The organism is Nonomuraea turkmeniaca (assembly GCF_005889735.1).
Lineage (GTDB): Bacteria > Actinomycetota > Actinomycetes > Streptosporangiales > Streptosporangiaceae > Nonomuraea > Nonomuraea turkmeniaca.
On record NZ_VCKY01000304.1, the window covers coordinates 1 to 11091 of the forward strand.

Sequence of the window (11091 nt, forward strand, 5' to 3'; positions counted from 1 at the left end):
ACCCACAGCTCCCCCGGGACGCCCGGAGGGACGAGCCGGCCCGCCTGGTCCAGCACGTACGCCCGCTCCCCCGGCAGCGGCCCGCCGATGGACACGCTGTCACCGACGGGGGCGGCGATCCTGGTCATGGTGGAGTAGATGGTCGTCTCGGTCGGCCCGTAGGAGTTCCACAACTCGCCGGTCCTGACCAGCATCTCTCCGGCCAGGGCCGGATCGAGCACCTCGCCGATGCTGACCACGCGGACCCGGTCGCCGCCCGCCCACCCGGCGGCCACCAGCATGCGCAGCGTGGTCGGGGTGGCGGTGAGCAGAGTGACACCGGAGTCGTCGATGCGCCTGGCTATCGCGTGACCGTCGACGGCCGAGGCACGGTCGAGGAGTTCGAGCCGGAGCCCGTTGCACAGGCTGACCCACAGGTCGAAGCCGAAGACGTCGAAGGAGAACGGGGTGAGGCCGAGCATGACGTCGTCCTCGCGGACCCCGGGCATGACCCTCATGGCCGCCACGAACGCGGCCAGGTTGCCGTGGGTGACCTCGACCCCCTTGGGCCGGCCGGTCGAGCCGGAGGTGTAGAGCACGTACGCCAGGCCGTCAGGGGTGGTGGCGGGCGGCACGTCGCCCACCGCCAGGCCGGCGAGGTCGGTGAGGTCCAGGACGGTCGCGCCCGTGGACTCGGCCAGTTCGCGCGCCACCTGGACGGTGTCGTCCGCGGCGAGCACGACGGTGGCGCCGGAGTCGGCGAGCTGGTGCCGCAGCCGCTCGGCCGGGTGGTCAGGTTCGAGCGGCACATAGGCCGCACCGGCCCTGGCCACGCCGACGAGCGCGGCGGGCAGGCGCCGGTCGCGCGGCAGGCACACGGCCACGACGTGCCCTTCCCCGGCGGTGGGCCGGGCCGGGAGCCGGTCGCGGAGGGCGGTGGCGATGCGGGCCGAGGCCGCGGCCAGCTCGGCGTAGGTCAGCTCGCCGGTCCCGTCCGCCACGGCCACCCGCCCCGGGTGACGCTCCGCCTGCTCCAGCACCTCATGGACGACGGTCACCGCGCCCGGCTCGGGCAGCGCTGCCCCGCGGCCCCAGCCCAGCAGTGTGTCCCGCTCCTCCTCGGTGACCAGCTCGAACGCCGACAGGGGCAGGTCAGGCCCGGCCACCGCGGCCTCCAGCAGCCGCACCAGCCGATCGGCGAAGGCCCCCGCCTCCTCCCTGGTGAAGTGGTCGGCGTCGTACTCGACCTGGATCTCGACGCCCTCCACGGTCGTGTTCACGAACACCGTGTACGGCGCCTGCGAGCCGCCACCGCTCAACTCGCCGAGCAGCTCCACGGTCAGCCCGTCACGCTCCAGCCGCACCGGCACGGCGGGCGGCTGGTACGACAGGACGACGGGGGTGAGCATCGTGCCACGAGGGCGCTCGATGCCGGAGACGGCCAGCCGTTCCCCGGGAGCCAGGCCGATGTGATCGAGCGACCGGGTCGTGGCGGCCGCCGCCTGCACGATGGCCCGCCGTACGGACAGGTCGCCGTCGAGGCGGAGCCGTACCGGGAGCACGTCGACGAGCGGGCCGACGAGACCCTCCAGCTCGGGATGGGCGCGGTCGGCGACGGCCGCGCCGAGCAGCACGTCGGGCCGGTCCGTCTGCGCCGCCACCAGCAGGCCGAGCACGGTGAAGTAGACCGCGAACGGGGTCGTGCCGGTCGCCGCGGCCAGCTCGCCCACCCTGGCCGCCGTCCCCGCCGGCACCTTGTGCACCAGCCGGGTGCCGCGGAACCGGCTGGGACCGCTCGGCGCGCGGGTCGACAGATCGTACGGCGGCGCCGCCCCGGCCAGCTCCTCGGCCCAGAACGCGCGCAGCCGTTCCATCCTGGCCGGGTCCGCGCTCAGCTCCTGCTCCAGCAGGGCGACGTCGCCGACCTGGACGGGCGGCTCCGCGACGGTGCCGGTGAGAGCCGCCATGAGCGTGGCGTTGGACCAGCCGTCGTACGCGGTGTGGTCGGTGACGACGATCAGCTCGGCCGTCCGCTCGTCGTGCCGGAGCAGAGCCGCGCGCAGCAGCGGGACGTCGGCGGACAGGTCGAAGCCGTGGACCGCGAGCCGCTCGGCCAGGCCGGGCGCGTAGCGGTGCTCCTCCAGCGGGACGGGCGCCGGCGGGCGCACCTCGGCGACCGGTTCGCCGTCCGCGCCGGCCACCGTGACGGTGCGCAGCACCTCGTGCTCGCGGACCAGCGCGTCCAGCGCGGCCTGGACGGGCTCGGCCGAGTCGAGCCCGGTCAGGCGCAGGCGGAAGGCGAGTGTGGTGGCGTTGCGGGTGCGGCTGACCTCGCGCAGCAGCCACATGCCGTACTGCGCGAAGGTGAGCGGGTAGCGGTCCCGGCCGGGGTGACGGGCCAGCCGGGGCGCGGCGGGCCCGGGGGACTCGGCCCTGGCGGCCTCCACGAGCGGGGCCAGCTCGGCGATCGTCGGCCGGCCGAGGAACGTGGTGAGCGCCACCCGCGCGCCCAGCTCCCGTTCGATGACCGCGCAGATCCGGGCGGCGGCCAGCGACTCGCCGCCGAGGTCGATGAAATGGTGGTGGACGCCGACCTGTTCGACGCCGAGCACCGCACCGACGATCTCGGCGAGCCGCCGCTCGGTGTCGTTGCGCGGCGCGACGTAGGCGCCGAGCTCTGGGGCGAATTCCACCGTCGGCAGCGCGGCCCGGTCGATCTTCCCGGTGGGTCCGAGCGGGATGCGCTCCATGAGCGCGATCCTGGACGGCACCATGTAGTCGGGCAGCCGCTCGCGCATCCACTGCCGGAGCCCGGCCTCGCTCACCTCATCCCCGCTCACCTCCTTCGGGGCCGGTTCCACGTAGGCGACGAGGCGGCGTACCTCCCGGGCGTCGTTCTGGGTCAGCACGACCGCGTGGTTCACGCCGGGGTTCCGGGTCAGGGTGCCCTGCACCTCGCCCAGCTCGACCCGGAACCCGGCCACCTTGACCTGGTCGTCGTTGCGGCCGGCGTAGAAGCAGATCCCGTTCTCGCGGCGGACGAGGTCGCCGGTGCGGTAGTGGCGCACGCCCTCGTCGTCGGTCACGAACCGTTCTGCGGTCAGCGCCGGCCGGTTCAGGTAGCCGCGGCCGACCAGCGGCCCCGCCACCCAGAGCTCCCCGATCTCGCCGTCGGCCAGCGGGCGTCCGCCGGGGTCGCGCACGGTGAGCACGGAGCCGGCGTACGCCGAGCCGATCGGCGGCTCGCCCTCCTCATCGCGGACCACCTCGTAGGAGGTGCAGGTGACCGTGCATTCCGTCGGCCCGTATACGTTTACAACACGGCGCACGCCTGGGTTGGCGTAGATGCGGTCCGCCAGGGCCCTGGTGAGCGGCTCGCCGCCGGCGATCACCGTACGGACGCCGGCCGGGAGCGGCTCGCTCAGCAGCGCCACCAGCGCGGACGGTGCGCCGTACACGGTGGTCACCTCGTCGCGGGCCGGCAGGGCGGGCAGGGCCAGCAGGTTGTCGGCGACGATCACGGTCCCGCCGCAGAGCAGCGGCAGGAACATCTGCGTCACGGAGGGGTCGAAACAGACGGACGTGGCGAAGAGCATGCCGTCCAGGTCGTCCGGATAGCGGGTGGCCTCGTAGCGCAGGAGCGCCATGACGTTGTGGTGCTCGACGACCACGCCCTTGGGGCGGCCCGTGGAGCCGGAGGTGTAGATGACGTAGGCGGCGTCCCCCGGACTGCCGGCCACGGAGTCGATGGATTCGCCGTCCTGGCCGGCCGACTCGATGAGGAGGGCTTCGGCGCCCGAGGCCCGCAGCACCGCGTCCTGCCTCCGGGCGACCGCCGCAGAGGTGATCAGGTGGGCCATGCCCGCGTCCGCCGCGATGAACTCCAGCCGATCGGCCGGATAGGCGGGGTCGAGCGGGACGTAGGCGGCCCCCGCCCGCCACACGCCCAGTAACGCCGCGATCAGCGAGTCGTCTCTGTCCAGGCACACGCCCACGGAATCGCCGGGCCCCGCGCCGCGACGGCGCAACTCGCCGGCGATCCGCCCGGCGCGGGCGTCGAGCTCCGCATAGGTCACGCGGGTCTCGCCCGCTACCACGGCGATGCGATCAGGGGTACGTCGCATCTGCTGCGCAATGGCGTGGTGAATGCGATCGTTTTCCAGGATGCCAGCCACGAAGGATCTCCCCGTTCAGCTCCGATTGATCGCGGCAAGGCTTGCATGATCGCGCGGCTCACGGAACTTCGTCAGGTACCGTTACCATAACAATGATCATGACTTTCGGTAAGCAGTCATACCCTGTTGGTAATGTCAGTCACCCCCCATTCCCAGGGGTGCAGAGGTCCGGCGAGACCCTGCCTCTGCGGGGCCGAAGGGCGGAGGCCATGGGGCGCTGCTTGGACGAACCAGCGGCGCAGCGCCCCCGTGACGGCTCAGCGGGTGTCGGAGTCGGTGTCGCTCAGGGCGGCGCGGCCGGCCTCCAAGCGGGCCACCGGGATGCGGAACGGGGAGCACGAGACGTAGTCCAGGCCCACGTCGTGGCAGAAGTGGACCGAGTCCGGGTCGCCTCCGTGTTCGCCGCAGATGCCCAGATGCAGGTCCGGCCGGGCGGCCCGGCCCTCCTCGACGGCGATCCTGATCAGGCGGCCCACGCCCTCCCTGTCCAGGGACTCGAACGGGGAGACGCCGAAGATGCCCAGGTCCAGGTAACGGTGGAAGAACGACGACTCCACGTCGTCCCTGGAGAAGCCCCAGGCCATCTGGGTCAGGTCGTTGGTGCCGAAGGAGAAGAACTCGGCGGCCTCGGCGATCTGGCCGGCGGTCAGGGCCGCGCGCGGCACCTCGATCATGGTGCCGATCAGCGCCTCGACGCCCACGTCGGCGAGGATCTTGACGGCTTCCTCCCGTACCGACTCCAGCTCCTGCACGGCGGCCACCAGCGGGATCATGATCTCCGGGCGCGCGCCCGGGACCTCCTTGGCGGCCTGGGCGATCGCTCGCACCTGCATCGCGAACAGGCCGGGGATCACCAGGCCGAGGCGGACGCCGCGCAGGGCGAGCATCGGGTTCTGCTCGTGGAGGCGCTTGACCGCCGCCAGCAGCTTGCGGTCCTTCTCGGTGACGTCCGATGACGTGGCCACCTTGACCGACAGATCCACGATGTCGGGCAGGAACTCGTGCAGGGGCGGGTCGATCAGGCGAACGGTGACGGGATCGCCCTCCATAGCCCGAAATATCCCGATGAAGTCGGACTTCTGGAGAGGCTCCAGCGCGTTCAGCGCCGCCTGACGTTCCTCGTCCGAGGACGCCAGGACCAGGTCCTCGACCAGTTGCCGGCGCTCCCCCAGGAACATGTGCTCGGTACGGCACAGCCCGATGCCCCGTGCCCCGAAGCGGCGGGCGCGGGCGGCGTCATCCGGGGTGTCGGCGTTGGCCCGCACGCCCAGCCGGCGAGCCTCGTCCGCGCGGCGCATGATGCGGTCCACGGCCTTGACGAGCTCGTCGCCGGGTTCGGCGCCCTCGAAGTACTCGACCACGGCCGACGGCACCACCGGCACCTCGCCCAGGAAGACCTCGCCGGTCGTGCCGTCGATGGAGATCACGTCGCCTTCCGAGACGACCACCCCGTCCGGCGCCGCGAAGGTCCGCTCGCGGGTGTCGACGTCGAGCTCCTCCGCGCCGCACACGCACGTCTTGCCCATGCCGCGCGCCACCACGGCGGCGTGCGAGGTCTTGCCGCCGCGGCTGGTCAGGATGCCCTTGGCGGCGATCATGCCGGCCAGGTCGTCGGGGTTGGTCTCGCGGCGGACGAGGATGACGTCCTCGCCCTGCTCGGCCAGCTCCACGGCACGTGCGGAGGAGAAGACGGCCTTGCCGACGGCGGCGCCCGGGGAGGCGTTCATGCCCTTGGCGATCTTCTTCCTCTCGGCGCCGGCGTCGAAGCGCGGGAACATGAGCTGGGCGAGCTGGTCGCCGGTGACCCGGGTGACGGCCTCGTCGAGCGTGATGAGGCCCTGGTCGACGAGCTGGGTGGCGATGCGGAACGCGGCGCCCGCGGTCCGCTTGCCGACCCGCGTCTGCAACATCCACAACGTGCCGCGCTCGATCGTGAACTCGATGTCGCACAGGTCCTTGTAGTGCGTCTCGAGCGTCTGCATGATGCCGAGGAGCTCGTCGTAGGAGTGCTTGTCGATGCGTTCGAGCTCCTCCAGCGGGATCGTGTTGCGGATGCCCGCGACCACGTCCTCGCCCTGCGCGTTCTGCAGGTAGTCGCCGTAGATGCCCTGCCGTCCTGACCCGGGGTCGCGGGTGAAGGCCACGCCGGTGCCTGAGTCGTCGCCGTAGTTGCCGAAGACCATGGCCATGATGTTGACGGCGGTGCCGAGGTCGGGGGGGATGCGCTCCTGACGGCGGTAGAGGACGGCACGCGGGGCGTTCCAGGAGTCGAAGACGGCCATGACGGCCAGGCGCATCTGCTCGCGCGGGTCCGCGGGGAAGTCCTTGCCGGTCTGCTCGCGCACGATCCTCTTGTACGCCTCCACCAGGCCCTGCAGCTCGTCCGCGTCCAGGTCGGTGTCCTGGCGCCGGCCCTTGAGCTCGTCGAGCGCGCGCTCGAACAGGTCGCCGTCGATGTCGAGCACCGTCTTGCCGAACATCTGGATGAGCCTGCGGTAGGAGTCCCACGCGAAGCGCTCGTTGCCGCCGGCCTGCTTGGCCAGTCCGTGCACGGACTCGTCGTTGAGGCCGATGTTGAGGACCGTCTCCATCATGCCCGGCATGGAGAACTTCGCGCCGGACCGCACGCTCACGAGGAGCGGGTCGTCGGCCTGCCCGAGCCTTCTGCCCATCTTCTTCTCGAGCGCGTCCAGATGTCCGGCGATCTCCTGCTCCAGGCCGTCCGGCATGGCGCCGGCCGCCAGATAGTGGCGGCACGCCTCAGCGGTGATCGTGAATCCAGGGGGAACAGGCAGCCCGAGATTGGTCATCTCCGCGAGATTCGCGCCTTTACCGCCGAGAAGATCCTTGAGATTCCTGTTGCCCTCGGTGAAATCGTAAACGTGCTTGGCCACCACAGCTCCAATCCAACGCCTCTGTCCCGGACTCTACCGGGGGAATTGATGATGAAACTGCACTCCTCTCACATAGCGGTGTTCTCGCTGGTGACAGCCGTACAACAGGTCTAATCCAATTTTATCGCAGGGCAGTGGAAAATTGGTTTATACCAATTGGTTTACACCAATTCTTGTGAAAGTGCGAGGGCCGGTGCAGAATCGGATCACACCCCCGCCGGGAGATCCCATGGCCACTCCTACCAAGCCCAAGAGGCGCGCTCGCATCGTCACCGGTTCGGCAAAGATGGCCCGCGACGCGTCGATCTATCTGGATGACCGGCTGCCGTTCGCGCGCTGGTTCCGGCCACAGCTCAGGAAGCTCTTCCCCAGCCACTGGTCGTTCCTGCTGGGTGAGCTGGCGCTGTACTCGTTCGTGCTGCTGGTGCTCACGGGCACGTTCCTGACGTTGTTCTACAAGCCCAACCCGGACGTGGCCTACGCCTCCACCGTGGAGATCAGCCTGGAGGTCCGGGGCGGACTGCTGATGCGGCAGCTGCACCACTGGTCGGCGACCGTGTTCGTGCTGGCGATCGTGGCGCACCTGTGCCGGGTGTTCTTCACCGGCGCGTTCAGGAAGCCGCGTGAGCTGACGTGGATGCTCGGGGTGGTGCTGTTCGGGCTGGTGCTCTTCGAGTCGTTCCTGGGCGTGTCGCTGCCCGGCGACCAGCTCGCGATGACGGGGCTGCGGCAGGCGCAGGGGGTGTTGTTGTCGATTCCGCTGGTGGGGACGTACCTGTCGGCGTTCGTGTTCGACGGCGGGTTCCCCGGAAACGTCATTCCGCGGATCTTCGTCACGCACGTGCTGCTGGTGCCGGGGATCCTGCTGGCGGTGGTGCCGCTGCACGCGCTGATCCTCACGTGGCGGCAGAAGCACACCGAGCGAAGGAGCTCGCGACGAGAGACGGCGGCCGGCGGGCGCACCGTGACGGGCGGGCCGTTCTTCCCGTACTTCGCGATCAAGAACGGGGCGACGGCGTTGTTCACGATCGGGGCGATCGCGGCGCTGGCCACGTTCGTCCGGGTCAACCCGGTATGGGAGCACGGGGCGTACAACCCTGGCGCCTATCCGCCGGGGGCCCAGCCGTTCTGGTATTTCGGGGTGCTGGACGGCGCACAGCGGCTCGTGCCGCCGTGGGAGATCGTGGTCGGCGGGTATGTGCTCCAGCCAGGGTTGTGGATACCGCCCCTCATCTTGACGGTGTTCTTCGGCGTGCTGCTGCTCTACCCGTTCCTGGAGCGGCGTTTCACCGGGGACGGGGACCACCACCACCTGCTGGACCGGCCGTCGCAGGCGCCGGTGCGGACGGCCGCGGGCGTGGCGGTCATCACGTTCTTCACCGTGTTGTGGGCGGGCATGTGGGTCTCGGTGATCCCGCCCGTGATGCGCTCCGCGCCCGGATTCCCGCAACCGCCGCCTGCTCCGCCCGCGTTGCTGACGGTGGCGCCCGCCACGTACGAGATGATCGTCGTCGGGTTGCGGGTGGCCGTGTTCGTGCTGCCGGTGGCGGCCTTCCTCGTCACCCGCGCCGTCTGCCGCAGGCGGTCACCGTAGCGGGTTGTCCTCGGGTGGCACGCCGGGCACGCCGTCGCGTGGTGGCAGCCACAACACGAACGTCGCGCCCTCGCCCAGCCGGGAGAACACCGCGACGCGGCCCCCGTGCGACTCCACGATCTGCCGGACGATGGCCAGGCCGAGGCCGGTGTGGCGGTCGCGGCGGCTGGTCTCGCCGCGCCAGAACCGGTCGAACACCCGCTCCTGGTCGGCCTCGCGCAGCCCCGGGCCGTCGTCCCGGACCGCGACCCACAACCAGCCTTCCGACCGGCCGGTCGCGACCCTGATCGTGCCGCCGGGGGGTGACAGGCGCACGGCGTTGGAGAGCAGGTTCGCCACCGAGCGCCGCAGCGCGTCGGAGTCGCCGATCATGTCCAGGCCGCGCCCCAGGTCACGGGTGATCGTCAGGTCGCGGGCGGCGGCCGGGGCCACGTGCTCCTCGCACGCCTCCCCCGCCACCCTGGACAGGTCGAGGTCGGCGTCGGCGAACGCTCCGCCCTGCCTCCTGGCGCTGGCCAGCAGGTCCTCCACCAGCCGCGTCATGCGGGTGGTCGCCCGGTCCACGATGGCCACGGCCCTGACCCGCTCCTCCTCACTGGCGGCGGGGTCGGCGAGCACGGCGTCCACGTTCGCCCGGATGATGGTCAGCGGGCTGCGTAGCTCGTGCGAGGCGTCGTCGATGAGCTGGCGCTGCGCCCGGAACGCCTGCTCCAGGCGGTCGAGCATGGTGTCGATGGTGTCGGCCAGGTCCTTCAGCTCGTCGCGCGGCCCTTTCAGCTCGATGCGCCGCTTGAGGTCGGTGGCCTGGATCTCCTCCGTGGTACGAGTGATCGACCGGACCGGGCGCAGCACCCGGCCGGACAGCACCCAGCCGATGCCCAGGCTGGCGACGTAGAGGGCGGCCAGCGTGTAGAGCGAGAAGTCGCGGAGCGTGGCCAGCGTCCGCACGTTGACGGCGTTCTCCACCTCCTCGACGAACACGACCTCCTGCTTGCCGACGTACTGGCCGTCGCGGTACGCCTTGGCGTACTCGGTCGTGTACGGGCGCTCGTGGGTGGACTTGGAGACCGCGTAGTAGATGCCACCGAGCACCAGCGTGGCCAGCACGAACAGCAGGCCCGAGTAGAGCACGGTGAGCCGGAAGCGGATGGTGTGGATCATGTCGGCTCCTTGAGCCGGTAGCCCCGGCTGATCACGGTCTCGATCAGGCCCTCCTCCTGCAGCTTGCGGCGCAGGTTGCCGACCGTGACACGCACGGTGTTGGTGAAGGGGTCGGCGTGCTCGTCCCAGACGTGTTCGAGCAGTTCCTCGGAGGACACGACGTGCCCGGGCCGGGTCATCAGGTAGTGCAGCACGCCGTACTCCTTGGGGGTGAGCGCCAGCGACCGGCCGTCCAGCGTGACCTCCAGCCGCGCCGTGTCGATCCTTAACCCGCCCACCTGGATGACCGACGTGCCGCCGCCGGAGTCCCTGCGCAGCAGCGCCCGCACCCTGGCCAGCAGCTCGGGGAAGGCGAACGGCTTGACCACGTAGTCGTCGGCGCCCTCGTCGAGCCCGCGTACGCGGTCGTCCAGCCGGTCGCGGGCGGTCACCATGATGATCCGCACGCCCTTGCCGGCCGCGCGCACGGTACGGCACAGCTGGAAGCCGTCACCGCTGGGCAGGTTGAGGTCGAGCAGGACCAGGTCGTACGTGTTGACCTGCAGCTTCTCGTGCGCGGCCGGCGCGTCGTAGGCCACATCCACCGCGTATCCAGCACGGACGAGACCCACGCGCAACGCGTCGACCAGGTCCTCCTCATCCTCCACCACAAGCAGTCGCATGCCTTGGACCCTAATTTCGGATGATGCGTTCCGCGATGGGGGCGGCCCGGTCGATGGGGATGGCGAAGCCGATGCCGATGTTTCCGCCGCCCCGCCCGGCCGCGATCGCGGTGTTCACTCCGACGACCTCGCCCCGGACGTTCACCAGCGGGCCGCCCGAGTTGCCGGGGTTGATCGACGCGTCCGTCTGCACGGCCGTCCGGCGGGCGCCGCCCAGCCGCACCTCGCGGTCCCGCGCGCTGACGATGCCGGCGGTGACCGTGCCCGACAGGCCCAGCGGCGAGCCGATGGCGAGCACCTGGTCGCCGACCGCCAGGTCCGATGACCTGCCGAGCGTGGCGGGCGTCAGGTCGCCGGGGTACGACACCTCCAGCACGGCCAGGTCCTCGTCGTCGTCCTCGCCGATCACCTGGGCGGGCAGCCTGCGGCCGTCGTTGAGTATCACGGTCACGTTGTCGTACCCGCTGACCACGTGCGCGTTGGTGAGGATGTGGCCGCGAGCGTCCACGACGAACCCCGATCCGCCGCCGCGCCCGACCTCCACGGACACCACGCTGGGCAGCACGCGGGCCGCCGTCGCGCTCAGGCCCGTGAGACTGGCCGAAGGGGCGGGCGCGGCCCTGGGG

General features: G+C 70.9%; 6 protein-coding genes. 1 reads left to right on the top strand and 5 read right to left on the bottom strand.

The features are described from left to right. Both ETD86_RS48370 and ppdK read right to left on the bottom strand, forming a co-directional pair. The coding region (locus ETD86_RS48370; protein ID WP_138673360.1) for a non-ribosomal peptide synthetase at positions 1–4103 on the bottom strand (4103 nt) is incomplete at its 3' end. A 308-nt stretch (positions 4104–4411) separates the two neighbouring features. Continuing rightward, on the bottom strand, positions 4412–7048 hold the full coding sequence (gene ppdK, locus ETD86_RS48375; protein WP_138673361.1) for a pyruvate, phosphate dikinase: 2637 nt from the start codon (positions 7046–7048) through the stop codon (positions 4412–4414). Between the two features lie 229 nt (positions 7049–7277). Here ppdK and ETD86_RS48380 point away from each other — a divergent pair, with 229 nt between their 5' ends. After that, positions 7278–8642, top strand: a complete 1365-nt coding sequence (locus tag ETD86_RS48380) for a cytochrome b (protein WP_138673362.1) — start codon at positions 7278–7280, stop codon at positions 8640–8642. On the opposite strand, the gene ETD86_RS48385 is transcribed toward ETD86_RS48380, so the two are convergent. The 3 genes from ETD86_RS48385 to ETD86_RS48395 all read right to left on the bottom strand — a co-directional run. Next, positions 8634–9803 (bottom strand): HAMP domain-containing sensor histidine kinase, encoded by a 1170-nt coding sequence (locus tag ETD86_RS48385; protein ID WP_138673363.1) that lies wholly within the window; start codon positions 9801–9803, stop codon positions 8634–8636. The genes ETD86_RS48380 and ETD86_RS48385 overlap by 9 nt on opposite strands. Beyond that, positions 9800–10465 carry a response regulator transcription factor gene (locus ETD86_RS48390; RefSeq protein WP_170223692.1) on the bottom strand — a complete coding sequence of 222 codons (666 nt, stop codon included), beginning with the start codon at positions 10463–10465 and terminating at the stop codon, positions 9800–9802. The genes ETD86_RS48385 and ETD86_RS48390 overlap by 4 nt, the downstream gene beginning before the upstream one ends. 10 nt (positions 10466–10475) lie before the next feature. Further along, positions 10476–11091: S1C family serine protease (locus ETD86_RS48395; RefSeq protein ID WP_138673364.1), on the bottom strand; the 616-nt coding region annotated here is incomplete at its 5' end.